Source organism: Streptomyces sp. NPDC016677 (genome assembly GCF_055562815.1).
The window spans coordinates 565,617-589,765 of record NZ_JBVHEO010000003.1; the positions used below are offsets into that span (position 1 = coordinate 565,617).

Annotated in this window: 24 protein-coding genes; 11 read left to right on the forward strand and 13 right to left on the reverse strand. The window is 71.3% G+C overall.

Annotation, left to right across the window (positions count from 1 at the left end):
* Positions 1-106 precede the first annotated feature (106 nt).
* Positions 107-871 (reverse strand): GntR family transcriptional regulator, encoded by a 765-nt coding sequence (locus ACZ3IG_RS12340; protein ID WP_467431328.1) that lies wholly within the window; start codon positions 869-871, stop codon positions 107-109.
* 450 nt (positions 872-1,321) lie between these two features.
* Here ACZ3IG_RS12340 and ACZ3IG_RS12345 point away from each other — a divergent pair, with 450 nt between their 5' ends.
* The 4 genes from ACZ3IG_RS12345 to ACZ3IG_RS12360 all read left to right on the forward strand — a co-directional run bounded on the left by ACZ3IG_RS12345 (position 1,322) and on the right by ACZ3IG_RS12360 (position 5,981).
* Positions 1,322-2,584: an extracellular solute-binding protein gene (locus ACZ3IG_RS12345; protein WP_467431330.1), complete on the forward strand. Its 1,263-nt coding sequence runs from the start codon at positions 1,322-1,324 to the stop codon at positions 2,582-2,584.
* Positions 2,585-2,668: 84 nt separating this feature from the next.
* Complete coding sequence (locus ACZ3IG_RS12350; RefSeq protein ID WP_467431331.1) at positions 2,669-3,652, forward strand: carbohydrate ABC transporter permease; 984 nt, start codon at positions 2,669-2,671, stop codon at positions 3,650-3,652.
* The gene (locus ACZ3IG_RS12355; protein WP_467431334.1) at positions 3,649-4,479 is read left to right on the forward strand and encodes a carbohydrate ABC transporter permease; all 831 of its coding nucleotides are present in this window, start codon (positions 3,649-3,651) and stop codon (positions 4,477-4,479) included. Before ACZ3IG_RS12350 ends, ACZ3IG_RS12355 begins: the two co-directional genes overlap by 4 nt.
* Before the next feature lie 8 nt (positions 4,480-4,487).
* Complete coding sequence (locus ACZ3IG_RS12360; protein WP_467431335.1) at positions 4,488-5,981, forward strand: glycoside hydrolase family 3 protein; 1,494 nt, start codon at positions 4,488-4,490, stop codon at positions 5,979-5,981.
* A 52-nt stretch (positions 5,982-6,033) separates the two neighbouring features.
* On the opposite strand, the gene nagB is transcribed toward ACZ3IG_RS12360, so the two are convergent.
* A complete protein-coding gene (nagB, locus tag ACZ3IG_RS12365; RefSeq protein ID WP_467431337.1) occupies positions 6,034-6,819 on the reverse strand; it encodes a glucosamine-6-phosphate deaminase in 786 nt (261 codons plus the stop codon).
* 493 nt (positions 6,820-7,312) lie between these two features.
* Between nagB and ACZ3IG_RS12370 the strand changes: the two genes are divergently transcribed.
* Complete coding sequence (locus ACZ3IG_RS12370) at positions 7,313-8,779, forward strand: sensor histidine kinase (RefSeq protein WP_437089667.1); 1,467 nt, start codon at positions 7,313-7,315, stop codon at positions 8,777-8,779.
* A 178-nt stretch (positions 8,780-8,957) separates the two neighbouring features.
* On the opposite strand, the gene ACZ3IG_RS12375 is transcribed toward ACZ3IG_RS12370, so the two are convergent.
* Positions 8,958-9,215 (reverse strand): WhiB family transcriptional regulator, encoded by a 258-nt coding sequence (locus ACZ3IG_RS12375; RefSeq protein ID WP_003973730.1) that lies wholly within the window; start codon positions 9,213-9,215, stop codon positions 8,958-8,960.
* A 318-nt stretch (positions 9,216-9,533) separates the two neighbouring features.
* Positions 9,534-10,502, reverse strand: coding sequence for a diacylglycerol/lipid kinase family protein (locus ACZ3IG_RS12380; RefSeq protein ID WP_467431340.1), 969 nt, complete (start codon positions 10,500-10,502; stop codon positions 9,534-9,536).
* 378 nt (positions 10,503-10,880) lie between these two features.
* On the opposite strand from ACZ3IG_RS12380, the gene ACZ3IG_RS12385 reads away from it, so the two are divergent.
* Entirely contained in the window at positions 10,881-11,336 is a 456-nt protein-coding gene (locus ACZ3IG_RS12385) for a hypothetical protein (RefSeq protein WP_467431342.1), read from the forward strand.
* Positions 11,337-11,401: 65 nt separating this feature from the next.
* Here the strand turns inward: ACZ3IG_RS12385 and ACZ3IG_RS12390 are convergent, their stop codons facing one another.
* From ACZ3IG_RS12390 to ACZ3IG_RS12400, 3 genes are all read right to left on the reverse strand, one after another.
* Complete coding sequence (locus ACZ3IG_RS12390) at positions 11,402-12,517, reverse strand: RNA polymerase sigma factor SigF (protein ID WP_467431344.1); 1,116 nt, start codon at positions 12,515-12,517, stop codon at positions 11,402-11,404.
* A gap of 14 nt (positions 12,518-12,531) precedes the next feature.
* Complete coding sequence (locus ACZ3IG_RS12395) at positions 12,532-12,945, reverse strand: ATP-binding protein (RefSeq protein WP_215168239.1); 414 nt, start codon at positions 12,943-12,945, stop codon at positions 12,532-12,534.
* A gap of 276 nt (positions 12,946-13,221) precedes the next feature.
* Positions 13,222-13,482 (reverse strand): UBP-type zinc finger domain-containing protein, encoded by a 261-nt coding sequence (locus ACZ3IG_RS12400; RefSeq protein ID WP_215168240.1) that lies wholly within the window; start codon positions 13,480-13,482, stop codon positions 13,222-13,224.
* A gap of 62 nt (positions 13,483-13,544) precedes the next feature.
* Here ACZ3IG_RS12400 and ACZ3IG_RS12405 point away from each other — a divergent pair, with 62 nt between their 5' ends.
* Positions 13,545-15,143 (forward strand): Na+/H+ antiporter, encoded by a 1,599-nt coding sequence (locus ACZ3IG_RS12405; RefSeq protein ID WP_467431346.1) that lies wholly within the window; start codon positions 13,545-13,547, stop codon positions 15,141-15,143.
* Between the two features lie 14 nt (positions 15,144-15,157).
* Here the strand turns inward: ACZ3IG_RS12405 and ACZ3IG_RS12410 are convergent, their stop codons facing one another.
* A complete protein-coding gene (locus ACZ3IG_RS12410) occupies positions 15,158-16,057 on the reverse strand; it encodes a 1-aminocyclopropane-1-carboxylate deaminase/D-cysteine desulfhydrase (RefSeq protein WP_467431347.1) in 900 nt (299 codons plus the stop codon).
* Positions 16,058-16,099: 42 nt separating this feature from the next.
* Complete coding sequence (locus tag ACZ3IG_RS12415; protein ID WP_251075362.1) at positions 16,100-16,678, reverse strand: N-acetylmuramoyl-L-alanine amidase; 579 nt, start codon at positions 16,676-16,678, stop codon at positions 16,100-16,102.
* 329 nt (positions 16,679-17,007) lie between these two features.
* Here ACZ3IG_RS12415 and ACZ3IG_RS12420 point away from each other — a divergent pair, with 329 nt between their 5' ends.
* Together ACZ3IG_RS12420 and ACZ3IG_RS12425 are read left to right on the forward strand one after the other, a co-directional pair.
* Complete coding sequence (locus ACZ3IG_RS12420; RefSeq protein WP_467431350.1) at positions 17,008-18,414, forward strand: family 2B encapsulin nanocompartment shell protein; 1,407 nt, start codon at positions 17,008-17,010, stop codon at positions 18,412-18,414.
* A gap of 40 nt (positions 18,415-18,454) precedes the next feature.
* The gene (locus ACZ3IG_RS12425) at positions 18,455-19,642 is read left to right on the forward strand and encodes a family 2 encapsulin nanocompartment cargo protein polyprenyl transferase (RefSeq protein WP_467431352.1); all 1,188 of its coding nucleotides are present in this window, start codon (positions 18,455-18,457) and stop codon (positions 19,640-19,642) included.
* A gap of 298 nt (positions 19,643-19,940) precedes the next feature.
* Here ACZ3IG_RS12425 and sodN read toward each other — a convergent pair whose 3' ends face one another.
* Entirely contained in the window at positions 19,941-20,336 is a 396-nt protein-coding gene (gene sodN, locus ACZ3IG_RS12430) for a superoxide dismutase, Ni (RefSeq protein WP_004983535.1), read from the reverse strand.
* 145 nt (positions 20,337-20,481) lie between these two features.
* Here sodN and sodX point away from each other — a divergent pair, with 145 nt between their 5' ends.
* Complete coding sequence (gene sodX / locus ACZ3IG_RS12435; RefSeq protein ID WP_467431354.1) at positions 20,482-20,916, forward strand: nickel-type superoxide dismutase maturation protease; 435 nt, start codon at positions 20,482-20,484, stop codon at positions 20,914-20,916.
* Here sodX and ACZ3IG_RS12440 read toward each other — a convergent pair.
* On the reverse strand, positions 20,799-21,449 hold the full coding sequence (locus tag ACZ3IG_RS12440) for a CGNR zinc finger domain-containing protein (RefSeq protein WP_467431355.1): 651 nt from the start codon (positions 21,447-21,449) through the stop codon (positions 20,799-20,801). The genes sodX and ACZ3IG_RS12440 overlap by 118 nt on opposite strands.
* Before the next feature lie 98 nt (positions 21,450-21,547).
* Here ACZ3IG_RS12440 and ACZ3IG_RS12445 point away from each other — a divergent pair, with 98 nt between their 5' ends.
* A complete protein-coding gene (locus tag ACZ3IG_RS12445) occupies positions 21,548-22,324 on the forward strand; it encodes a class I SAM-dependent methyltransferase (RefSeq protein WP_467431356.1) in 777 nt (258 codons plus the stop codon).
* Positions 22,325-22,381: 57 nt separating this feature from the next.
* Here ACZ3IG_RS12445 and ACZ3IG_RS12450 read toward each other — a convergent pair whose 3' ends face one another.
* Positions 22,382-23,170, reverse strand: a complete 789-nt coding sequence (locus tag ACZ3IG_RS12450) for an amino acid ABC transporter ATP-binding protein (protein ID WP_467431357.1) — start codon at positions 23,168-23,170, stop codon at positions 22,382-22,384.
* Positions 23,167-24,108, reverse strand: coding sequence for an amino acid ABC transporter permease (locus ACZ3IG_RS12455; RefSeq protein WP_467431360.1), 942 nt, complete (start codon positions 24,106-24,108; stop codon positions 23,167-23,169). Before ACZ3IG_RS12455 ends, ACZ3IG_RS12450 begins: the two co-directional genes overlap by 4 nt.
* Between the last annotated feature and the right edge of the window lie 41 nt (positions 24,109-24,149).

Genomic DNA, 24,149 nt, shown 5'->3' on the forward strand with positions numbered 1-24,149 from the left:
GAAGACCGGCGGGTCCCCGCGAAAGCCGCTCAGCGGCGGCGAGGACCCGTGCGCGGGTGTGCCTCCCGCCGGTCCGTCCGGGTCGCGCGCCGCACGGGAGGCGACGTCAGTCCCGCGGTCGCTTCAGCCGCGCCACGAACTTGTACCGGTCCCCCCGGTACACCGACCGCACCCACTCCACCGGCTGTCCGTCCCGGTCGCGCGAGTGCCGGGAGAGCATCAGCATCGGCAGGCCCACGTCGGTGCCGAGCAGGCCGGCCTCGCGCGGGGTGGCCAGCGAGGTCTCGATGGTCTCCTCGGCCTCGGCGAGATGGACGTCGTAGACCTCGGCCAGCGCCGTGTACAGGGACGTGTACTTGACCAGGGAGCGGCGCAGCGCCGGGAAGCGCTTGGCGCTCAGGTGGGTGGTCTCGATGGCCATCGGCTCCCCGTTGGCCATGCGCAGCCGCTCGATGCGCAGCACCCGGCCGCCGGTGGTGATGTCCAGGAGCGCGGCGATCCGGTCGTCGGCGGTGATGTAGCCGACGTCCAGGAGCTGGGACGTGGGTTCCAGCCCCTGGGCGCGCATGTCCTCCGTGTACGAGGTGAGTTGCAGCGCCTGCGAGACCTTCGGCTTGGCGACGAAGGTGCCCTTGCCCTGGATGCGCTCCAGACGGCCCTCGACGACCAGTTCCTGGAGGGCCTGGCGCACGGTGGTGCGGGAGGTGTCGAACTCGGCGGCCAGCGTGCGCTCCGGCGGGACCGGTGTGCCGGGCGCCTGGGTCCGCGTCATGTCGAGCAGATGCTTCTTCAGGCGGTAGTACTTGGGCACGCGCGCGGTACGGACGGTCGCCCCACCCTCGTTCTCCGCACTGCTGACGTCGGTGCTCATCGCTGCCTTCCCGGCTCCGGGTGCCGAAGCGGCCGACGTCCCCGGCCGGCCGCGGCTCACATCGTGGCACGGCTCACCGCGGGGTGGTCCCGCACGCTCCGTGACCCCCTCTGTATACCTCTGGGGCCACCGTTGGTCTAGTCCACCGCGCCGTCAAGCCCGCGTGGTACGCCCCGGCCGAGTCCCTTCCCGCCGGTGCCGACGGGTGTCTGGTACAGGCGCCGGGCGGGGGTCCGATCCACCCCTCGCGGAATGAAGGGTCCCTGCATATCTCGGTCGCATCACGGAGGCCCGGCGGCCCGTTGAACACCCTTGACAGTCTTATTGGTCTGGGCCAGTCTCCCCGTACTGGTCTACACCATTGGTCCAGTCCCGGCCCCAAGGGCGGTCACGCGCAGGCGAGTTACCGCGGGGAGGCAGGGGGGTTGTGGCATCCCTGAGGAGGGTGGCGTGAAGCGCAAGCTGATATCCGCGATCGGTGTCGCGGGCATGATGGTCTCCATCGCGGCGTGCGGGGGCGACAGCGGCGACAGCGAGTCCGGGGCGGAGGGCCAGACCCTCACCGTGTGGGTGATGGACGGATCGTCCCCCGACCAGTGGCAGAAGGAGCTGGGCGCCGCCTTCGAGAAGCAGACCGGCTCGAAGGTCGAGTTCGAGATCCAGCAGTGGAACGGCATCCAGCAGAAGCTCACCACCGCCCTCTCCGAGGAGAACCCGCCGGACGTCTTCGAGATCGGCAACACCCAGACCCCCGCCTACGCCAAGACCGGGGGCCTCGCCGACCTCGGTGACCTCAAGAAGGAGATCGGCGGCGAGTGGACCGAGTCCCTCAACGCCTCCTCCGTCTACGAGGGCAAGCAGTACGCGACGCCCTGGTACTTCGCCAACCGCGTCGTCGTCTACAACAAGAAGGTCTGGGCGGAGGCGGGCATCAAGGACACGCCCGAGACCCGGGACGAGTTCTACGACGCCCTGAAGACGATCGGCGCCAAGACCGACGCCGAGCCGATCTACCTGCCCGGTCAGAACTGGTACCACTTCGTCGGCCTGGTGATCGGCGAGGGCGCCGAACTGGTCAAGAAGGACGGCGACAAGTACGTCTCCAACCTCGCCGACCCCAAGGTCACCGCGGCGATGGAGACCTACCAGAAGTTCCAGGCGCTCTCCGACGCCCCCAAGGACAAGGACGAGGCCACCCCGCAGCAGGCCGAGGTGTTCGCCAAGGGCGACGTCGGCGCCTTCATCGGCATGGGCTGGGAGGCCGCCACCGCCATCGAGGCCAACCCGAAGATCGAGCAGGACATCGGCTACTTCACCATCCCCGGCGCCACGGCCGGCAAGCCCGAGGGCGTCTTCCTCGGCGGCTCCAACCTCGCCGTCGCCGCCGGCTCCACCAAGCAGGACCTGGCCAAGGAGTTCCTGAAGCTCGCCCTGTCCGACAAGTTCGAGGGGCAGCTCGCCAAGGAGAACGGCGTCATCCCGAACAAGGAGTCCCTCCAGACCAACCTGAAGGGCAACGCCCCGGCCGAGGCCGCCGCCCCGGCCGCCGCCGTCGGCGGCACCACGCCGCTGATCCCGGAGTGGGCCGCGGTGGAGAACGCCCCCAACCCGATCAAGACGTACATGACCGCCGTACTGAACGGCAAGTCGCCCGCACAGGCGGCCAAGCAGGTCGAGGGCGAGTTCAACAAGCGCCTGGCGCAGCAGCAGTAGGACCTTCGGCGGGCGCGGGGGACGGTCACCGGCCGGCTCCCGCCCCTCCGGCGTCGTACCGGCCGAGTAGAGAGATTCGCGAGCATGACCGTGCAGACCGAACGGCCGCCCTCCGGCCCGGCCGGCGTCCGCAGGACGGCCGGGGCGGCCGGCGGACCGGCCCCGAAAGGCACGCCCCGGGCCGCCGCCCTCACCCCGTACCTGTTGCTGCTGCCCGCCGTCGCGGCCACCGTGCTGCTGCTCGGCTGGCCGCTGCTGAAGGACCTGCTGCTGTCGTTCCAGAACCTCAACATGGCGCAGCTGATCCAGCACGCCACCGAGTGGAACGGCATCGACAACTACAAAGAGGTCCTCACCGGCGAGGACTTCTGGCGGGTCACCCTGCGCTCGATCCTGTTCACGGCGGTCAACGTCGCCCTGATCATGGTCCTGGGCACCCTGGTCGGCCTCCTCCTCGCCCGCCTCGGCAAGCGGATGCGGATCACCCTGCTGATCGGCCTGGTGCTGGCCTGGGCCATGCCGGTGGTCGCCGCGACCACCGTCTACCAGTGGCTGTTCGCCCAGCGCTTCGGCGTCGTCAACTGGGTCCTCGACAAGCTCGGCTGGCACTCGATGGCCGACTACAGCTGGACCAGCAGCCAGATGTCGACGTTCTTCGTCGTCACCCTGCTGATCGTCTGGATGTCCATCCCGTTCGTCGCGATCAACCTCTACGCGGCGACCACCACCATCCCCGGCGAGCTGTACGAGGCCGCGGCCCTCGACGGCGCCGGCGTCTGGCGGAGTTTCACCACCGTGACCATGCCGTTCCTGCGGCCGTTCCTCTACGCGACGACGTTCCTGGAGATCATCTGGGTCTTCAAGGCGTTCGCCCAGGTCTTCACCTTCAACGGCGGCGGCCCGGACCGGCTCACCGAGATCCTGCCGGTCTACGCCTACGTCGAGGGCGTCGGCAACCAGCACTACGGCATGGGCGCGGCGATCGCCGTCCTGACCATCCTGATCATGCTCGGCCTGACCGCGTACTACCTCAGGATCGTGCTCAAGCAAGAGGAGGACGAGGCGTGAAGCGCTCGCTCTTCGGCCGGCTGTGGCCCAATGTCACGGCCGTCGTGTTGTTCATCGGCCTCGTCTTCCCCGTGTACTGGATGTTCGCCACGGCGTTCAAGCCGACCGGCGACATCATCTCGGAGACGCCCGTCTGGTTCCCGGCCGACCTCACCTTGAAGCACTTCAAGACGGCGGTCGGCGCCGAGAACTTCTGGACGATGGTCGCCAACTCGCTGATCGTCACCGTCCTCGCGGTCGTCTTCTCGCTGGTCGTCGCGCTGCTCGGCTCCTTCGCCCTGGCGCGGATGCGGTTCAGGGGGCGGCGCGGCTTCATCATCGCCTTCATGTGCGCGCAGATGGCGCCCTGGGAAGTCATGGTCATCGCGATCTACATGATCGTCCGGGACGCCTCGATGCTGAACAGCCTGGTCCCGCTGACGCTCTTCTACACGATGATGATCCTCCCCTTCACCATCCTGACCCTGCGCGGCTTCGTCGCCGCCGTGCCCAAGGAGCTGGAGGAGTCCGCGATGGTCGACGGCTGCACCCGCGTCCAGGCGTTCCGCCGGGTCATCCTGCCGCTGCTCGCGCCGGGGCTGATGTCCACCTCGATGTTCGGCTTCATCACCGCGTGGAACGAGTTCCCGCTGGTCCTGGTGGTCAACAAGGAGGCCGAGGCGCAGACCCTGCCGCTGTGGCTGTCCAGCTTCCAGACCGTCTTCGGCAACGACTGGGGCGCGACGATGGCCGCCTCCTCCCTCTTCGCCGTCCCGATCCTGATCCTGTTCGTCTTCCTCCAGCGCCGGGCCGTCAGCGGCCTGACCGCCGGTGCCGTGAAGGGCTGAGGCCACCGATGACGACACTCACCAGCGGTACCGACACCCTCACCCGCGACGCCCTCGCCGTCCTCCAGCCCGGCTTCACCGGCACCACCGCCCCCGACTGGCTGCTGCGCCGCCTCGGCGAGGGGCTGGCCTCCGTCGCCCTGTTCGGCCGCAACATCGCCACCGCCGAACAGGTCGCCGCGCTCACCGCCCAGGTGCGCGCCGAGCGGGACGACGTACTGATCGCCATCGACGAGGAGGGCGGCGACGTCACGCGCCTGGAGGTGCGCACCGGCTCCTCCTTCCCGGGCAACAACGCCCTCGGCGCCGTCGACGACCCCGACCTGACCCGGGCGGTCGCCGCCGAACTGGGCCGCCGCCTCGCGGCCTGCGGCGTCGACTTCGACTGGGCCCCCTCGGCCGACGTCAACGCCAACCCCGACAACCCGGTGATCGGCGTGCGCTCCTTCGGCGCCGACCCCGCCCTGGTCGCCCGGCACACCGCCGCCTACGTCACCGGCCTCCAGTCGGCGGGTGTGGCGGCGTGCACGAAGCACTTCCCCGGGCACGGCGACACCGCCGTCGACTCCCACCACGCGGTGCCCCGCATCGACGCGGACGCCACGGTGCTGGCCGAACGCGACCTGGTCCCGTTCCGCGCCGCGATCGCCGCCGGCACCCGCGCGGTCATGAGCGCCCACATCCTCGCCCCGGCCCTGGACCCGGACCTCCCCGGCACCCTCTCCCGCCGCGTCCTGACCGGACTCCTGCGCGAGGAACTGGGCTACGACGGCCTGATCGTCACCGACGGCATCGAGATGCGGGCCATTGCCGGCACCTACGGCATCGAACGCGGCACCGCCCTCGCCATCGCGGCCGGCGCCGACGCGATCTGCGTGGGCGGCGGGCTCTGTGACGAGGACACCGTACGGCGGCTGCGGGACGCCCTGGTCGCCGCCGTGCGCGCCGGTGAACTGCCCGAGGAACGCCTCGCCGACGCGGCCGAGCGGGTCCGCGCCCTGGCCCGCTGGACGACGGCCGCCCGGGCCGCCGGGCCGTCTACCGCGCCCGACGAGGAGGTCGGCCTGCGCGCCGCCCGCCGCGCCCTGCGCGTCACCGGCGCCGCCTCCTTCGCCCCCCTCACCGCACCGCCCTACGTCGCGCAGCTCACCCCCGCCCCGAACATCGCGGTCGGCGACGAGACCCCGTGGGGTGTCGCCGCCGAGCTGTGCCGGCTGCTGCCCGGCACGGAGACGGGCGGCTTCACCGGCCCGGACGCCGGCGCCGAGGTGCTGCGGGCGGCCGGGGAGCGCCGGGTGGTGGCCGTGGTCCGCGACGAGCACCGCCACCCCTGGATGGCGGCGGCCCTGGACACCCTGCTGGCCGCCCGCCCCGACTCCGTCGTGGTCGAGATGGGCGTCCCCCAGGCCCCGCCCCGTGGCGCCCTCCACCTGGCCACCCACGGCGCGGCCCGGGTCTGCGGCCGGGCGGCGGCGGAGGTTGTCGCGGGCGTGCGGGCATGAGGAAGGCGCCGGTCCCCTCGCGCGGGGGACCGGCGCCTTTCCCGTACGTGTCTCAGATCCCCTGCCACCGCGGCTTGTTGGCGTACGTGTGCCGGAAATAGCCGGCCAGCTTCAGCTTCGACGCGGCGGCCTCGTCGACGACGACCGTGGCGTGCGGGTGGAGCTGGAGCGCCGAGGCCGGGCACACCGCCGCGACCGGTCCCTCGACCGTCGCGGCGACCGCGTCCGCCTTGCCCTCGCCGGTGGCCAGCAGCACCAGGTGCCGGGCCTCCAGGATGGTGCCGATGCCCTGGGTGATCACGTGGTGCGGCACCTGCGTGATGTCACCGTCGAAGAAGCGCGCGTTGTCCACCCGGGTCTGCTCGGTCAGGGTCTTGATCCGGGTCCGGGAGGCCAGCGAGGAGCACGGCTCGTTGAAACCGATGTGCCCGTCCGTCCCGATCCCCAGCAGTTGCAGGTCGACCCCGCCGGCCTCGGCCAGCGCCCGGTCGTACGCCTCGCAGGCCGCCTGCACGTCCGCCGCCGTGCCGTCGGGACCCAGGAACGCGTCCATGCCGATGCCCAGCGGCTGGAGCACCTCGCGCCGCAGCACCGACCGGTACGACTCGGGGTGCTCCGCCGGCAGCCCCACGTACTCGTCGAGCTGGGCTATCCGCGCCCGCGAGGTGTCCACGGAACCCGCGCGCACCTCGGCCGCCAGCGCCTCGTACACCGGCAGCGGCGTCGAGCCGGTGGCCACCCCGAGCAGGGCGTCGGGCTTGCGCCTGAGCAGCTGTGCCATGGCCCCGGCGATCAGCTCGCCGCCCGCCCTGGCGTCCGGAACGATGACAACTTCCACGCTGGCCTGCCGTTTCGAAGAGGGGACTGAGTGGTTTAGACCAATCCTGCGCCCAATTTAGCAGAACGGCTCCTTATCGGCCCCACACCTGCCCCGTCCGGGCTAGGCTGCTGCCGACTGCTCGGACGTCCGAACAGTCGTGGGAAACCGACAACAACTGACCCGTTCCCATGCATGGACACCCCTAGTGGTCTAGTCCAGAATGAACGACAGGCTTCCGCTCTCCCCGCACAGGAGGGCGGACCGAGGATCCGAGGCTCTCTGCCCTGACTGCCCCGAATCCTCGACCTTCGGCCGACCGGGACCGCACACCCCACGGCCGTTGTTGCTCCGGGCTGCGGTGCCGGGAGGGTTGAGGGTCCCTCCCAGGCGCCGCGGCCCGCGGGTGTCTTCGCGGGTCCTCGGGTCTCGGGTCCTCGCGGGTCCGCGGCCGTGGAACGGCTGGTTCCGGGCGCTGTCCGGGCCGCCAGGTACGCTCGACCACGTGCCCTCCATGAACGAACTCGTACGCCAGCACACCGCCCTCGACAGGTCCGACCTGGAATGGCTGCACCTGCTGGTCTCGGAGTGGCAGCTCCTCTCCGACCTCTCCTTCGCCGACCTGGTCCTGTGGGTCCCCACCCGCGACGGCACCCGGTACGTCTCCGTCGCCCAGATGCGGCCCAACACCGGCCCCACCTCCTACCAGGACGACATGGTCGGCCACCTGGTCCCGCGCGGCCGGCGCCCCATGCTGGACATCGCGCTGGACGAGGGCCGGATCGTGCGCGAGGGCGACCCGGAGTGGCGCGAGGAGGTCCCGGTCCGCATCGAGTCGATCCCGGTACGGCGCCAGGGCCGCGTCCTCGGCGTGATCGCCCGCAACACCAACCTGCTCACCGTGCGCACCCCGAGCCGCCTGGAACTGACCTACCTCCAGAGCGCCTCCGACCTCGCCCAGATGATCGCGGCCGGTGCCTTTCCGTTCGAGAACCAGCAGGTCGACATGGACGCCTCGCCCCGCGTCGGTGACGGCCTGATCCGGGTCGACGGGGACGGCATCGTCCAGTACGCCTCCCCGAACGCCCTGTCGGCCTACCACCGCATGGGGCTCGCCGCCGACCTGGTCGGCCACCACCTGGGCCGGACCACCGCCGAACTCGCCCCGACCCACGGGCCGGTGGACGAGGCGCTCGCCAAGGTGGCCAGCGGCTGGGCGCCGCGCGAGTTCGAGATCGAGGCCGCCGACGGCGTGATCCAGTTCCGCGCCATCCCGCTCAAGCCCAAGGGCACCCGCATCGGTTCGCTGGTGCTGCTGCGGGACGTCACGGAACTGCGCCGCCGCGAGCGCGAGTTGATCACCAAGGACGCCACCATCCGGGAGATCCACCACCGGGTGAAGAACAACCTCCAGACGGTGGCCGCCCTGCTCCGCCTCCAGGCCCGCCGCATCGAGTCCGAGCGCGGGCGCGAGGCCCTGGAGGAGGCCGTCCGCCGGGTCGGCTCGATCGCCATCGTGCATGAGACGCTGTCCCAGAACCTGGACGAACGGGTGGAGTTCGACGAGATCGCCGACCGGGTGCTCGCGATGGTCGCCGAGATCTCGCCGGGCAAGGTCGCCGGCCGGCGCACCGGTCACTTCGGCATCCTGGACGCGGAGGTGGCGACCCCGCTGTCCATGGTGCTGACCGAAGTGCTGCAGAACGCCCTGGAGCACGGCTTCCGCGAGGGCGACACCGGCACGGTGGAGGTCTCCGCCGTCCGCGGCGGCACCTCGAAGGAGTCACGGCTGCTGGTCACCGTCCAGGACGACGGCGTCGGCCTGCCCGCGGACTTCGACCCGCACCGCTCCGGGAACCTGGGCCTCCAGATCGTCCGCACGCTGGTGGAGGGCGAGTTGAGCGGCTCCTTCGACATGGTCCCGGCCCCGGGGGGCGGCACCCGGGTGATCTTCGACATCCCGGTGCGCTCGCAGAAGTAGCGGAAGGAGGGGAAGGAGGGGAAGGAGCGGGAGGCAGGCGGGCGCAGCAAAAAGCCCCGGATCGACGATGATCCGGGGCCAGTGCTCGCTGCGGGGTACTGCGCGCTGCGGCTCGGGGGCGGGGGATGCGTACTCGCTGCACGCGCCGCCAAGCTGAGGCTGTCGCGGGGCGGGTGTGTCAGGCGGAGGCCTGACGGGCCCGGTTGCGGGCGGCGCGGCGCTTCATGGCGCGGCGCTCGTCCTCGCTGAGACCACCCCAGACGCCGGAGTCCTGACCGGACTCGAGCGCCCACTGCAGGCACTGCTCCATGACGGGGCAGCGGCGGCAGACGGCCTTGGCTTCCTCGATCTGCAGCAGCGCAGGACCGGTGTTGCCGATGGGGAAGAAGAGCTCGGGGTCTTCCTCGCGGCAAACGGCGCGGTGACGCCAGTCCATGGCTGCTACCTCTCCTTGGTATTACATGCAGATTGCTTGTGAATGTGAACGCTTTCACGAATCCCTCAACAAGGGAAGGGCCGACCGTCAGGTTCCCTGGCGGGGTCCTTGGATTGAAGAGGGGTTCCGGTGATCTGTGGAGGCCGATGTTGCGGGCCGTCCCGATCGCCACGTAGAGACTCGCAAACCTCAGCGGCGGATACAACCCCTTCCGGAAAGTTTTTTTTGATTCTTCGGTGTCGACTAGGTCACAGCCGTACTTCCAGGGGGTGGATCCTGGTCTAAACGTTCGAGTGTAAGGACTTTCGCTGCTTCTGCTCACACAATCACACGCAGTGCACGGCGTACGCCTGTGAACGTCACGCTCGTCCGCAGCCCCAGGTGGTCACCGTCCATCTGGAGGGGCAGCGGCACCTTCGAATGCAAGGTGAACTCGGACATGTCGTGCAACGAGACCGCGTGTCTGCCGTGGGGTCCGCGCTCGGGGGACGAAGTGAGCAACTGGGTGCCATACCGGGCAACCGCGCTCGTCGTCATCCGGCTGAGACCGAGCACGTCGAGGCCCTTGTCGAACGAAGCCTTGGGCGACGCGTACATCGGGTGATTGCCCAGGAACGTCCACGGCGAGGTGTTCGAGACTATGGACAGCACCAGACCGGTCACCGGTTCCGCGTCCGGCCGGGTCAGCGTGATCGTGCCCTGGCGGCGGTGGGCCTCGCCGAAGAACTGGCGCAGCACCTGACGGACGTAGAGCGCGTGGGTGGACTTCTTGCCGCGTTCGCGGTGCTGCTCGACCCGGCCGACCACACCGGCGTCGAAGCCGAGCCCGGCGTTGAAGGTGAACCAGCGGGCCGGCACCGCCTCGTCCTCCGTCCCCGGGGTGCCGGAGGCCTTGCCGAGCCCGACGGTCCGCTCGCCGCCCTCGCGCAGGGCGTCCAGCAGGGCGCCGGTGGCCTCCACCGCGTGGTTGGGCAGGCCGAGGGCGCGGGCGAAGACATTGGTGGAACCGCCGGGGACCACGGCGAGGCGGGGGAGGCGGTCCGGGTCGGGGCCGGCGTGCAGCAGGCCGTTGACGACCTCGTTGACCGTGCCGTCGCCGCCGAGCGCCACCACCAGGTCGATGTCGTCGCTCCGCGCCGCCTGCCGGCCGAGGTCGCGCGCGTGGCCGCGGTACTCGGTGGTGACCGCCTCCAGCTTCATCTCGCTGGCGAGCGCGCGGATCAGTACGTCGCGCGTACGCGCACTCGTGGTGGTTGCCGCCGGATTGACCACGAGAAGTGCACGCATGGGTCCGAGCGTACCTACTGGGTGGTACCGGGCCCAGACCGATCCGTGGATCAGGCGGCGCGACCGGCGTGAACCTCGCCACGGGTGCGGCGACGGTGACGCGGGCCGCGCTGCGGGGGCGTCGGTGGTGGCGTGGGTCGCGTCGCGGGGTGCGCCGGTGGTGACGGGGACCGGGCCAGGTGGGTCGGTGGTGGTGCGGATCGCACGGCGAGGTGCCTGGCCGGGCGTCCGGGGCGTGGTGCGGTGGTGCGGCTCGTTCCGCGAGGTGCCTGGGGGGGCTGGGTGGTGCCTGCGGTGGTGGGCCCCGGTGGCGGGACGGTCGGCCGGCGGCGTGTACCTCGCCACGGGCGGGCGCGCGGTGCGGGCTACCCTGCTGGAGTGAGCAGTGACCAGACCCCCAGCACCGATGGAGCCGCCCCCGCCGGAGCGGCGGAGCCCCGTCCCGCCCGGCTGACCGCCGCGGCCGCACTGGCCGGGCTGGAGGGCCTCGCGCTCGTCGCCGGCGGGGCCTGGATGCTCGTCGGCGGCCTCACCGGGCACCCCGACGACCGCACCCAGGCGGTCACCGGCGGCGTCACCCTGATCGTCCTCGCCCTGCTGCCGCTGCTGGCCGCCCGCGGACTGCTCGCCCGGCGCGGCTGGAGCCGGGGCCCGGCGGTGATCACGCAGATCATGGCGCTGCCGGTGGCCTACAACCTGCTCCAGGCCGACAGCGTCGCCATCCCCGCCGGGATCGTGCTGGCCGTGGTGGCCGTCGCGGCGCTCGTCATGATCGTCAACCCCGAGACCACTCGGGCCCTGGGGATCAGGACACCCGGGGACTCACGGAAGTAGGGAGCCCCGGGGGCTCACGGAAGCAGGGAGCAGGGCAGCGGCCGACGCGGCGGCGGGCCCGCCGCTCACTCCTCCACCAGCAGCTTCTCCCGCAGCTGGGCCAGGGTGCGGGCCAGCAGCCGGGACACGTGCATCTGGGAGATGCCGACCTCCTGCGCGATCTGCGACTGGGTCATGTTGCCGAAGAACCGCAGCAGCAGGATGCGCTTCTCCCGGGGCGGCAGGTCCTCCAGGAGCGGCTTGAGCGACTCCCGGTACTCCACGCCCTCCAGCGCCTCGTCCTCCGCGCCGAGGGTGTCGGCGACCGCCGGGGACTCGTCGTCGGTGTCGGGGACGTCCAGCGAGAGCGTCGAGTACGCGTTGGCGGACTCCAGCCCCTCCAGGACCTCTTCCTCCGAGATGGCCAGCTTCTCGGCCAGCTCGTGCACCGTGGGAGAGCGGCCGTGCAGCTGGGACAGCTCCGCCGTCGCCGTGGTCAGCGACAGCCGCAGTTCCTGGAGCCGGCGCGGCACCCGCACCGCCCAGCCCTTGTCCCGGAAGTGCCGCTTGATCTCGCCGACCACCGTCGGGGTCGCGTACGTGGAGAACTCCACGCCGCGCTCCGGGTCGAAGCGGTCGACCGACTTGATCAGGCCGATGGTGGCGACCTGGGTGAGATCGTCGAGGGGCTCGCCGCGGTTGCGGAAGCGGCGGGCGAGGTGCTCGACGAGCGGCAGGTGCATGCGCACCAGCCGGTTGCGCAGCTCCGCGTACTCGGGGCTGCCGTCGTCCATGCGGCGCAGCTCGGCGAAGAGGGCGCGGGCCCCGCTGCGGTCCTGCGGGTCGTGCCGGCCGTGCTGTTCCGGCACGCTCCGCGCACCGGGCACCTCGTCCTCGGAGTGTCGCTCGTGCTCGCTCATCGTCCCGCCCGTAGCCCTTTCCGGAGCCCTCGCCTCCGATCGGCCGGGCAGCACGGGATCGCCCCCGCTCCGCCCGTCCGAAGGCACGCTCTGCACGGCGCCGTCCCGCTCCCCGGCCCGCTGCCCGCCGCCCGGGACGCCGGACTGGACACCGGCCTCCTCGGGGTGCGGACGGGCCTGCTCGGGGATGCCGTCGATACCACCCGCCCTGCCCCGGGCCCCGCTCGCAGGACGTGTGCCCTCGGCCGGCAGCCCCCGTGTGCCGCACTCTTCGTCCCGCACCGGCCCGTCCTTCCTCACGCCGGCCCGGGTCCCGCGCCGCGCTGTTTGTAGAGGCTGATCGAGACGGTGGCGTCCTCGTCCACGGCGGAGGACACCTTGCCCGCCAGCGCGGACAGCACGGTCCAGGCGAAGGTGTCCCGCGAGGGCGCGTGGCCGTCGGTGGTCGGCGCCGACACGGTGACCTCCAGCGAGTCGTCGACGAGGCGGAAGACACAGCTGAGCACGGAGCCGGGCACGGCCTGCTGGAGCAGGATCGCGCAGGCCTCGTCCACCGCGATGCGCAAGTCCTCGATCTCGTCGAGGGTGAAGTCCAAACGGGCCGCGAGGCCGGCCGTCGCCGTACGCAGCACCGACAGGTAGGCCCCCGCGGCCGGCAGCCGGACTTCGACGAAGTCCTGGGTCGCGGGCTCGCCTGCGAACTGGGACACCCTCACCTCCAAGGTGGTACAAGCGTTCAGGGCCGAGGGTCGCCCCTCGGGTAACGCGGTGACGCGATACGTGGTTCAGTGGTACAGCGGTGACGTTATCGCGCTCCGTGCTTTCCTGTCCCCGAGACCCCGACCCCTTGCTGTCACTCATAGTAAACACGTGAACACGCACAGTGGCTAGGGGTTGGGCGGGACCAAATCGGAAGAGCGCGCGCCGGGTTGACGTACCCACACGTCAGGCGGTCGAACCGTACCTTCCTCTTGCCCTTCGGGTCCCTACACGAGCACGTGGTCGACGAAGCACCAACGCCAGTCCTCGCCCGGCTCGAAGGTGCGCATCACGGGATGCCCGGTCTGTTCATGATGCCCTGTCGCGTGGCGTTTCGGGGAGGAGTCGCAGCAGCCGACATGACCGCAGGTGAGGCAGAGCCGCAACTGCACCGGGTCCGTGCCGTCGGCCAGGCACTCGGGGCAGGTCTCGCTGAGCGGCTCCGGCTCCGGGTGCGGCAGCGCGTCGGCGTGCGTGCACTGTTTCATGATTGCCAGGTTACGACGGGCGCGCGGAAGACCGCGCGGAGGAAAAAGGGTGGGCAGGGACCATGGACGTGATGCCGCTGCTGTTGCTGGTGGCGGGGAGTGCGGCGGTCGCCGCGGCGGGGCGGCGCACACCGGTGCCCGCGCCGCTGCTGCTGGTCGCGGCCGGACTGGCGGTCAGCTACGTCCCCGGCGTGCCCGACTACACCCTCGACCCGCACGTCGTGCTGCCGCTGCTGCTGCCCCCGCTGCTGTACACGGCGGCCACCGACAGCTCCTACCTGGACCTGCGCGCCCAGCTGCGGCCCGTCGCCCTGCTCTCCGTGGGCTACGTGCTCTTCGCGACCTTCGCCGTCGGCTGGGCCGCCTACCTGATCGTGCCGGACCTGCCGCTGACCGCCGCCCTGGTGCTCGGCGCGGTGGTGGCACCGCCGGACGCCGTCGCGGCCACCGCCGTCGCCCGCCGGGTGGGACTGCCGTCCCGGATCACCACCATCCTCCAGGGCGAGTCCCTGGTGAACGACGCCACCGCCATCACCGCCTACAAGGTGGCGCTCGCGGCGGCGGTCGGCGAGGGCGCCACCTGGGCCGGCGGGATCGGCGAGTTCCTGATCGCCGCGGTCGGGGGCATCGGCGTCGGACTGGTCCTCATGGTGCCGCTGCACTGGCTGCGCACCCGCCTGAAGGAACCGCTCCTCCAGAACACGCTCTCCCTGCTGATCCCCTTCGTCGCCTACGCGGCGGCGGAGCAGGTGCACGCCTCCGGGGTGCTGGCGGTCGTCGTCGTCGCGCTGCACCTGGGCCACCGCGCCTGGGAGGTCGGTTTCGCCACCCGCCTCCAGGAGGACGCGGTGTGGAAGATGGTCGCCTTCGTCCTGGAGTCCTCCGTCTTCGCCCTGATCGGCCTCCAGCTCCCCGTGGTCCTCAAGGGCCTCGGCGCGTACGAGGGAGTCCAGGCCGCCTGGTACGCGCTCGCCCTCTTCCTGGTGGTGGTCGCGGCGCGGTTCGTGTGGTCCTACCCGGCCACCTTCCTGCCCCGCGTCGTCTCGGCACGCGTGCGTGCGCGTGAGGAGAACCCGACCTGGAAGCAGCCCTTCGTCATCGCCTGGGCCGGCATGCGGGGCGTGGTCTCCCTGGCGATCGCCTTCTCCATCCCGCTCACCGTGCACGGCGGCGAACCCTTCCCCGAACGCAACCTGATCCTCTTCCTCACCTTCACCACGGTCATCGGCACCCTGGTCGTCCAGGGCGTGACCCTGCCGCCGCTGATCCGCCTGCTGAGGTTCCCCGGCCACGACGTCCAGGCCGAGACCCTGGCCGAGGCCAACGCCCAGGCCCAGGCGTCCAGGGCCGCCGAGCAGCGCCTGGACGACCTGCTCACCGACCCGCGCAACGCCCTGCCCGGACCGCTCGCCGAGCGGCTGCGCACGGTCCTGGAGCGCCGCCGCAACGCCGTCTGGGAACGGCTCGGCCAGGTCAACACCGTCACCGGGGAGACCGTCGACGACACCTACCGGCGGCTGTCCAGGGAGATGATCGGCGCCGAACGCGAGGTCTTCGTCAAGCTCAGGGACGGCCGGTACATCGACGACGAGATGCTGCGCACGCTGCTGCGCCGGCTGGACCTGGAGGAGGCGGCGGCGTACCGGGAGACGGCCCAGTAGGTTCACCGGCGGGTTCAGGGGAACGGCCGGCCGGTGATCACCGCGGCCAGGGTGGTGCCGCGCGGGAAGGCGCCCTCCTCGGTGAGCGTGAGCAGCGCGTACAGCAGCTTGGCGACATACAGGCGCTCCACGGGCAGCCCGTGGCGGCGTTCGAAGTCGGCGGCGAAGGCGTCCAGTTCGCCGGGCACGCGCGCGTAGCCGCCGAAATGGAAGCGGTCGTCCAGGCTCCAGGTGCCGCGGGGACCGCCGAACGCCCGCTCCTGGAGCCGCCGTACGTCGCCGTCCAGGAAGCCGCCCTTCAGCACCGGGACGCCGAGCGCCCGCTGCCCGGGACCGAGACCGGCGGCCAGCCCGGCCAGCGTGCCGCCGGTGCCGCAGGCGACGGCGACCACGTCGGCGCACCCGTCCAGCTCCCGGCCGAGGGCCCGGCAGCCGCGTACCGCCGCGGCGTTGCTGCCGCCCTCCGGCACCACGTACGCCTCCGGCGCCCCGGCCGCCGCCAGAAGGGCCGTCAGGGTCTCCGGCTCGGTCTTGCGGCGGTACGTCGACCGGTCGGTGAAGTGCAGCCGCATGCCGTCGGCGGCGCACCGCGCGAGCGAGTCGTTGAGCGGCCGGCCGGCCAGCTCGTGGCCGCGCACCACGCCGACCGTGGACAGGCCGAGCAGCCGCCCGGCGGCGGCGGTGGCGCGCAGGTGGTTGGACCAGGCGCCGCCGAAGGTCAGCACCGTACGGCCGGCGGCGGCCGTGAGGTTCGGCGCCAGCTTGCGCCACTTGTTGCCGACCAGCGCCGGGTGGATCAGGTCGTCCCGCTTGAGCAGCAGGCGTACACCCCGCCGCTCGAACCGCTCGTCGGTCAGCTCCCGCACCGGCGAGGGCAGCCGGGGGCCGAGGGCGGCGACGTCGTTGCTGGTCACCCCGCCATTGTCACCCTGGTGAGCCGGTGGCTCCGGGCTGGGTCACTTCAGGCGGTCCCGGATGCGCTCGCGCATCGACTTCATCGTGAACCCGCGCGGGTCCACCTTCCCCGGCTGCCACTCCAGGTGCCCGATGACGGACCGCTCGTTCCAGCCGTGGTGGCGGCAGACGGCCGCGGCGGCCTTCTCGATGGCCTCCAGTTGCTTCTCCGGCCACGGGTCCTCGCCGTCGCCGAGGTTCTCGCACTCGAACCCGTAGAAGCGGGCGTTGCCGTCGGTGTTCGCCTCGTTGTCCTTGGGCAGTCCCTTCTCCGCGATCACCGCGCGCAGTACGTCGTCGTCGCCGAGGCCGGCGTGGTTGGCGCGGCCGTAACCGACCAGGTGGACCCTGCCGTCCTTGGTGATGACGCCGTGGCACAGCGGGCCGGGCAGCCCCTCGTAGCCCTTGCGGCAGATGTCCACGGTCCGCGCGCTGCCCTTGGTCACGGTGTGGTGGATCATCACGCCGTGGACCGGGCCCCAGGCGCCCTTGGAGTTGCGGTTGTGCGTGCGCCAGTCGCCGACCTCGACGACCGTGAGGCCCTCGGCCTTCAGCGCTCTCAGGAAACTGCTCGCGGACATCGGTGCGGCCATCACCGGCTCCTTCGCTCCGCGCGACCGCCCGACGCGACCGCCTCGTACGGTGCTTGTTACCAAAACGGAGCCGCGTCTACCGCCTGTTCGGTCTCTGTGCGAGTCGATTCGGACGGAGTTCGGACGCGTGAACGGCGTTGGGAGGGCGCGGCGGGTCCCGGGAAAGCGGGACCGAAAGCCCAAGTTTGCCCCGGCGGCCGGTGCTCCATTCCCGCTCTTTCGGGTAATAGCACTGGCACATTGCATGAGGAAGGCTGATCCCCGCACATCGATGCACGGCGTGGGTGCGCCGGGCACGACCGGGAGGGCAATTCCTTATGTCGGTAGGCGAAGAGGTCCGCACCGAGCAGACCAGGCCGCAGCAGAGTCTCGGCACGGCGGCGGCGCGGAACCTGGCCACCACCACCAAGTCCGTTCCTCAGATGCAGGAGATCAGCTCGCGCTGGCTGCTGCGGATGCTGCCCTGGGTCGACATCCAGGGCGGTACGTACCGTGTGAACCGGCGCCTGACCTTCGCCGTGGGCGACGGCCGGGTGACGTTCGTGAAGACCGGCGACCGCGTCGAGGTGATCCCCGCGGAGCTGACCGAGCTGCCGGCCCTGCGGTCCTACGAGGACGACGAGGTGCTCTCGGAACTGGCCCGCCGCTGCGAGCAGCGGGAGTTCGGACCGGGCGACGTCATCGCCTCGTTCGGCAGCCCGAACGAAGAGGTCTACCTGCTGGCGCACGGCAAGGTGGAGAAGGTCGGCACCGGCCCCTACGGCGACGACGCGGTCCTCGGAGTCCTCGCCGACGGCGCCTACTTCGGCGACCGGGCCCTGCTCGACGGGGACGCCATCTGGGAGTACACGGCCCGCGCGGTGACCGCCTGCACCGTTCTGGTGCTGCCCCGCCAGGGAGTGGAACAGGTCGCCGAGCGCAGCGACTCCCTGCGCGAGCACATCCAGCAGCGCCGCGCCGAGCCCCAGCAGGCCACCAACAAGCACGGCGAGAAGGCGATCGACCTCTCCGCCGGCCACAGCGGCGAACCCGACATCCCGCACACGTTCGTCGACTACGAGGCCAAGCCCCGCGAGTACGAACTGAGCGTCGCCCAGACCGTCCTGCGCATCCACTCGCGCGTGGCGGACCTCTACAACCAGCCGATGAACCAGACCGAGCAGCAGATCCGGCTGACGGTCGAGGCGCTCAAGGAGCGCCAGGAGCACGAGCTGATCAACAACCGGGAGTTCGGCCTCCTCCACAACTGCGAGTACGACCAGCGCATCCAGCCGCACGAGGGTGCCCCCGGCCCCGACGACCTGGACGAGCTGCTCAGCCGCCGTCGCGGCACCAAGCTGCTCCTCGCCCACCCGCGCGCCATCGCCGCGATCGGACGCGAGCTGAACAAGCGGGGACTGGTCCCCGAGACGATCGACATCGCCGGCAACCGCATCCCCACCTGGCGCGGCGTGCCGATCTACCCGTGCAACAAGATCCCGGTCACCGAGGCCCGTACGTCCTCGATCATCGCCCTGCGTACCGGCGAGGCGGACCAGGGCGTCATCGGCCTGCGCGCCACCGGCATCCCGGACGAGATCGAGCCGAGCCTGTCGGTGCGCTTCATGGGCATCAACGAACAGGCCATCATCAAGTACCTGGTGACGGCCTACTACTCGGCGGCGGTGCTGGTGCCGGACGCGCTCGGTGTGCTGGAGAACGTCGAGATCGGCCGCTGGCAGTGACGCCCGGCGCACCGCGGTCCCGCCGGCGTGAGGTGAGCGGATGACGGGGGCTCGCGACGGAGCCCCCGGCGTACGGCGGCCCACCGTGACACTGGAACGGCACGTGCCGCCGGGAGGACGCGGGCCCACTGAGGGGCGGGGAGCCGCCGAGGAGCGGGGGGCCGCCGAGGAGCGGGGGGCCGTGGAGCCGGAGGGCGCCGACGGGCACGAGGCGGCGAAACTGCTGCGGCGGGCCCGCGCCTCGGTCGACCCGGAGCTGCGGGCGGCGCTGGCGTCGCTGCCGGGTCCGCTGGGCCGGGTGGCGCTCTACCACTTCGGGTGGCAGGGGGCCGACGGGACCCCGGCGGCCGGCAACGCCGGCAAGGCGATCCGGCCCGCGCTGGTCCTCGCCTCGGCCGCCGCGCTCGGCGGGCCCGAGGCCAGGGCGGCGGCGGTGCGGGCGGCGGTCGCGGTGGAGCTGGTCCACAACTTCACGCTCCTGCACGACGACGTGATGGACCGGGACACCACCCGCCGCCACCGGCCCACCGCCTGGACGGTGTTCGGGGACGCCGACGCGATCCTGGCGGGCGACGCCCTCCAGGCGCTGGCCCTGCGGCTGCTCGCCGAGGACGCGCACCCGGCGTCCGCGGCGGCGGTCGCCCGGCTCGCCGGCTGTGTCGTGGAACTGTGCGTGGGCCAGCAGGCGGACACCGCGATGGAGCGGCGCGGCCCGGCCGGGATCACCCTCGACGAGACGCTCGCCATGGCCGAGGCCAAGACCGGCGCGCTGCTGGGCTGTGCCGCGGCGCTGGGCGCGCTGTACGCGGGCGCCTCGGACGAGGACGTGCGGGCACTGGACGCGTTCGGCCGGGAGGCCGGGCTCGCCTTCCAGCTGATCGACGACGTCATCGGCCTGTGGGGCGACCCGCGCCGCACCGGCAAGCCGGCCGGGGCGGACCTGGCGGCCCGCAAGAAGTCGCTGCCGGTGGTGGCCGCGCTCGCCGCCGGCACCCCCGCGGCGGCCGAGCTGGCCGCGCTGTACGCGACGCCGTACGACGAGGCCACGGAGGACCTCACCGCCACGGCGCTGCTGGTGGAGCGGGCGGGCGGCCGGGACTGGGCCCAGACCGAGGCGGCCGACCGGATGGGCCGGGCGATGCAGGAACTGGCCCGTGCCGTCCCCGACCCGGAGGCGGCCGAGGGCCTGCTCGCCCTGGCCGAGTTCGTGACCCGGAGGAACACCTGAGGTCCAGGAAACAGGGGGTCCGGGAACCACCCGCCCGAGGACCGCGACCCCGGAGCCCGCAGACCCGCACGGCACCTGACCGCGTGCGGTCGCACCGCCGGGGCTCCGGCCCGACGGGCCCCACACCGCGGCCTGTGGTGTGGGGCCTGTCTTCCGCGTACGGGGTCGCGTACGTGTTCGGGTTCGTGTTTGTGTTTGTGTACGACGAAGGGGCCCGGCCTGGTGAGGCCGGGCCCCTTCGGGGTGCCCGTGGCGCGCGATGGTGCACCGATCGCGGCCTGGGGAGGCAGACCGGCTGTCAGGCCTTCTTGGTCTCCCAGAAGATCTTGTCGATCTGCGCGATGTAGTCCAGCGCCTTCTGGCCGGTGGCCGGGTCGGTGGACGCCTTGGCGGCCGAGAGGGCCTTCAGGGTGTCGTTGACCAGCTGGTGCAGCTCCGGGTACTTCTCGAAGTGCGGCGGCTTGAAGTAGTCGCTCCACAGGACCGACACGTGGTGCTTGGCCAGCTCCGCGCGCTGCTCCTTGATGACCGTGGCGCGGGCCTGGAAGTGCGGGTCGTCGTTGCCGGCCATCTTCTCCTGGACGGCCTTGACCGACTCCGCCTCGATACGGGCCTGGGCCGGGTCGTACACGCCGCAGGGCAGGTCGCAGTGGGCGCTGACCTTGACCTTGGGGGCAAACAGGCGGGAAAGCATGGAGCGTTCCTTCCTCGTGATCGTCTTCTCAGGGGGGACATTACTCCCTGGAGGAGGCGATTTCGCGAGTGCCCCCGTGGGCTTAGGACAAAAGTCCGGGGTGAGACTGAGACTGGTGGAGGAATGACCGGGGAGGTGCCGGGTGATGCCGGAGCTGTCGCAGGAGACCGAGCGCGCCAGAGGGTCGCTGCCCTTCGGGCCGGCCGAGGTGACCGGGCCGTCCATGGTGCCCACGCTCTACCACGGCGACGTGGTGGTGGTGCACTGGGGAGCGCGGGTGCGGCCGGGTGACGTGGTCGTGCTGCGGCACCCCTTCCAGCAGGACCTGCTCGTGGTCAAGCGGGCCGTGGAGCTGCGTGAGGCCGGGTGGTGGGTGCTGGGGGACAACGCGTACGCGGGGGGTGACAGCACCGATTACGGAGCCGTCCCCGAGGAGCTCGTGCTGGGGCGGGTGCGGCTGCGTTACCGGCCGCTCGGGCCGGGGCGGCGGTCGCCGTTCGCACTGGCGCGCTGGGCGCTGTCGGCGGTCAGGCCGGTGCTGTCCGGCCGGTCCGCCTCCAGGCGTTTTCGGGCGCGGTAGGCGGCCACGTTGGCGCGGGTGGCGCAGCGGTCGGAGCAGTAGCGCCGGGAGCGGTTGGTGGAGGTGTCCAGGTAGGCGTTGCGGCAGGGGGCCGCTTCGCACAGGCCCAGGCGGTCCACGCCGTACTCCGTGAGGTGGAAGGCGAGGCCCATCGCGGCGATGGCGGCGTAGCCGGCCGTGGCGTTGGACGGGTGGTCGGCCAGGTGCATGTGCCACAGGGGGCGGCCGTCGTCGTCGCGGTGGTCGTGGCCGGAGATCTGGGGGCTGACCGGGAACTCCAGGAGGAGGGAGTTCAGGAGGTCGACGGCGAGGGTCTCGTCACCGGTGTCGGCCGCCGCGAACACCGCGCGCAGGCGGGCGCGGACCGAGCGGAACCGGGTCACGTCCGCCTCCGCGGCACGCCGGGCGGCCGACTGGTTGGCGCCGAACAGTTCGCGGACGGCCTCGACCGAGGTCAGCGCGTCCTTGCCCCGGTCCGGCTCCTCGGTGTTGACGAGACGCACGGCGTAATCCGAGTAATAGGCCAGTTCCACTTGTAGTCCTTACGGAGGGGCTCTAGGGTCGTGCCTGCGGTCGGGTAATGGCTGATCGTGGTTTCAGGGTATTACGTGACGGACTCTGGAGGGGCTCTATGACGGACGCGGACGCCACGACGGCCACGACCGGCACCGACTGGCAGGCCTGGCAGGAGAGTTGGGACCGGCAGCAGGAGTGGTACATGCCCGACCGCGAGGAGCGGTTCCGGATCATGCTGGACATGGTGGAGGCGCTGGTCGGGCCGGCGCCGCGGGTACTCGACCTCGCGTGCGGCACGGGGAGCATCACGGCGCGGCTGCTCGCCCGGTTCCCCGAGGCCACCAGCACCGGGGTCGACCTCGATCCGGCGCTGCTGGCCATCGCGGAGGGCACCTTCGCGGGGGACGAACGGGTCTCGCTGGTCACCGCCGACCTGAAGGACCCCGAGTGGGCGAGCCGGCTGCCGTACGACTCGTACGACGCCGTACTGACCGCCACGGCCCTGCACTGGCTCCACGCCGAACCCCTCGCGGCCCTCTACGGTCGGGTCGCGGAGCTGGTCCGCGACGGTGGTGTCTTCCTGAACGCGGACCACATGATCGACGACACGACGCCCCGGATCAACGCGGCCGAGCGGGAGCGGCGGCACGCGGAGATGGAGGCCGCCAAGCGGGACGGCGCCCTCGACTGGTCCCAGTGGTGGCAGCTCGCCGCCGAGGACCCGGTGCTGGCGGAGCCGACGGCCCGGCGGTTCGCCCTCTACGGCGAGCACGCGGAGGGCGACACGCCGCCGGTGGCGTGGCACGCGCGCGTGCTGCGGGAGAAGGGCTTCGGGGAGGTGCGGCCGGTGTGGTGCTCGCCCTCGGACACGTTGCTGCTCGCCTTGAAGTAGGCGGGAGGGGACGTGCGCGAGGGGCGGTACGCGCGTCGCCGTACCGCCCCTCGTGTCTCAGAGCACCTTGGACAGGAACGCCTTCGTCCGTTCGTGCTGCGGGTCGGTCAGGACGTCGCGCGGGTTGCCCGACTCGACCACCACGCCGCCGTCCATGAAGACCAGGCTGTCGCCCACCTCGCGGGCGAAGCCCATCTCATGGGTGACGACGACCATCGTCATGCCGGACTCGGCGAGGTCGCGCATCACGTCCAGGACGTCGCCGACCAGCTCCGGGTCGAGGGCCGAGGTCGGCTCGTCGAAGAGCATCAGCTTGGGGTCCATCGCCAGGGCTCGGGCGATGGCGACACGCTGCTGCTGGCCGCCGGAGAGCTGGGAGGGGTAGTTGTCGGCCTTGTCGCCGAGGCCGACCCGGTCCAGGAGCCGGCCGGCGCGTTCCCGGGCCTGGGCGCGCGGTACGCCCTTGACCTGGACCGGGGCCTCCATGACGTTCTCGACGGCCGTCATGTGCGGGAACAGGTTGAAGCGCTGGAACACCATGCCGATGTCGCGGCGCTTGAGGGCGACCTCGCTGTCCTTCAGCTCGTAGAGCTTGTCGCCCTTCTGGCGGTAGCCGACCAGCTCGCCGTCGACGTACAGACGCCCGGCGTTGATCTTTTCGAGGTGGTTGATACACCTGAGGAAGGTGGACTTGCCGGAGCCGGAGGGGCCGATGAGGCAGAAGACCTCGCCGGAGTTGACCTGGAGGTCGATGCCCTTGAGGACCTCGACCTGGCCGAAGGACTTGTGGACGCCTTCGGCCTTCACCATGGGGGTGGTGGTGGCCGGTGTCGCGGTCTGGGTCATGCCGGGACCCCCTTCGGGCGGCGCGTGGGGAGGACGGCGGACCGGAAGCGCTGGAGCGGGGTCGGCGGGAGGGCGCGGGTCGAACCCCGGGCGTAGTGGCGCTCGATGTAGTACTGGCCGACGCTCAGGACCGAGGTCATGATCAGGTACCAGGTGGCGGCGAGGAAGTACATCTCCACCGTGGAGCCCGCGTTCTGGCCGATGTCCTGCGCCTCCTTGAACAGGTCGTAGTACTGCACCGCCGAGACGAGCGAGGTCGTCTTCAGCATGTTGATGACCTCGTTGCCGGTGGGCGGCACGATCACCCGCATCGCCTGCGGGATGACGATCCGGCGCAGCGTCTTGCTGTGGCTCATGCCGAGCGCGTGCGACGCCTCGGTCTGGCCCTCGTCGACCGAGAGCAGGCCGGCCCGGCAGATCTCGGCCATGTACGCGGCCTCGTTGAGGCCGAGGCCGAGCAGCGCCGTCAGCAGCGGCGTCATGAAGGACGACCAGTAGTCCTTGTAGACCGGGCCGAGGTTGATGTACTCGAAGACCAGGCCGAGGTTGAACCAGACGAAGAGCTGGACCAGGACCGGGGTGCCGCGGAAGAACCAGATGTAGAACCACGCGATGGACGAGGTCACCGGGTTCTTCGACAGGCGCATCACCGCGAGCAGGATGCCGCCGACGATGCCGATGAGCATCGACAGCACGGTGAGCAGGAGGGTGTTCCAGACGCCTTCGAGGATGCGGTCGTCGAAGAAGTAGTCGGGGATCGCGCCCCAGTTGATCTTGCCTTGGGCGAAGGCGTAGACGACGGAGCCCAGCAGGGCGAGGGCGACGACCGCGGACACGTACCGCCACGGGTGCCGGACCGGGATCGCCTTGACGGCTTCCGGGCGGGCGGGGGGAGTCGTGCCGGGACCGTCGTCCGTCTTGCTGACGTCAGCAGTCACGGGTGGAGCCTTTCAGTGCCGAGTCGAACGGTGTCGAATCG

What these genes read in the sequence shown, in the direction of transcription:
- ACZ3IG_RS12340 (WP_467431328.1), bottom strand. Translation starts at nt 871, where the DNA reads ATGAGCACCGACGTCAGCAGTGCGGAGAACGAGGGTGGGGCGACCGTC.
- ACZ3IG_RS12415 (WP_251075362.1), bottom strand. Translation starts at nt 16,678, where the DNA reads ATGTCCGCGAGCAGTTTCCTGAGAGCGCTGAAGGCCGAGGGCCTCACG.
- ACZ3IG_RS12425 (WP_467431352.1), top strand. Translation starts at nt 18,455, where the DNA reads ATGACGGGGGCTCGCGACGGAGCCCCCGGCGTACGGCGGCCCACCGTG.
- sodX (WP_467431354.1), top strand. Translation starts at nt 20,482, where the DNA reads ATGCCGGAGCTGTCGCAGGAGACCGAGCGCGCCAGAGGGTCGCTGCCC.
- ACZ3IG_RS12375 (WP_003973730.1), bottom strand. Translation starts at nt 9,215, where the DNA reads ATGGACTGGCGTCACCGCGCCGTTTGCCGCGAGGAAGACCCCGAGCTC.
- ACZ3IG_RS12380 (WP_467431340.1), bottom strand. Translation starts at nt 10,502, where the DNA reads ATGCGTGCACTTCTCGTGGTCAATCCGGCGGCAACCACCACGAGTGCG.
- ACZ3IG_RS12400 (WP_215168240.1), bottom strand. Translation starts at nt 13,482, where the DNA reads ATGAAACAGTGCACGCACGCCGACGCGCTGCCGCACCCGGAGCCGGAG.
- sodN (WP_004983535.1), bottom strand. Translation starts at nt 20,336, where the DNA reads ATGCTTTCCCGCCTGTTTGCCCCCAAGGTCAAGGTCAGCGCCCACTGC.
- ACZ3IG_RS12450 (WP_467431357.1), bottom strand. Translation starts at nt 23,170, where the DNA reads ATGACCCAGACCGCGACACCGGCCACCACCACCCCCATGGTGAAGGCC.
- ACZ3IG_RS12350 (WP_467431331.1), top strand. Translation starts at nt 2,669, where the DNA reads ATGACCGTGCAGACCGAACGGCCGCCCTCCGGCCCGGCCGGCGTCCGC.
- ACZ3IG_RS12445 (WP_467431356.1), top strand. Translation starts at nt 21,548, where the DNA reads ATGACGGACGCGGACGCCACGACGGCCACGACCGGCACCGACTGGCAG.
- ACZ3IG_RS12360 (WP_467431335.1), top strand. Translation starts at nt 4,488, where the DNA reads ATGACGACACTCACCAGCGGTACCGACACCCTCACCCGCGACGCCCTC.
- ACZ3IG_RS12420 (WP_467431350.1), top strand. Translation starts at nt 17,008, where the DNA reads ATGTCGGTAGGCGAAGAGGTCCGCACCGAGCAGACCAGGCCGCAGCAG.
- ACZ3IG_RS12370 (WP_437089667.1), top strand. Translation starts at nt 7,313, where the DNA reads ATGAACGAACTCGTACGCCAGCACACCGCCCTCGACAGGTCCGACCTG.
- ACZ3IG_RS12405 (WP_467431346.1), top strand. Translation starts at nt 13,545, where the DNA reads ATGGACGTGATGCCGCTGCTGTTGCTGGTGGCGGGGAGTGCGGCGGTC.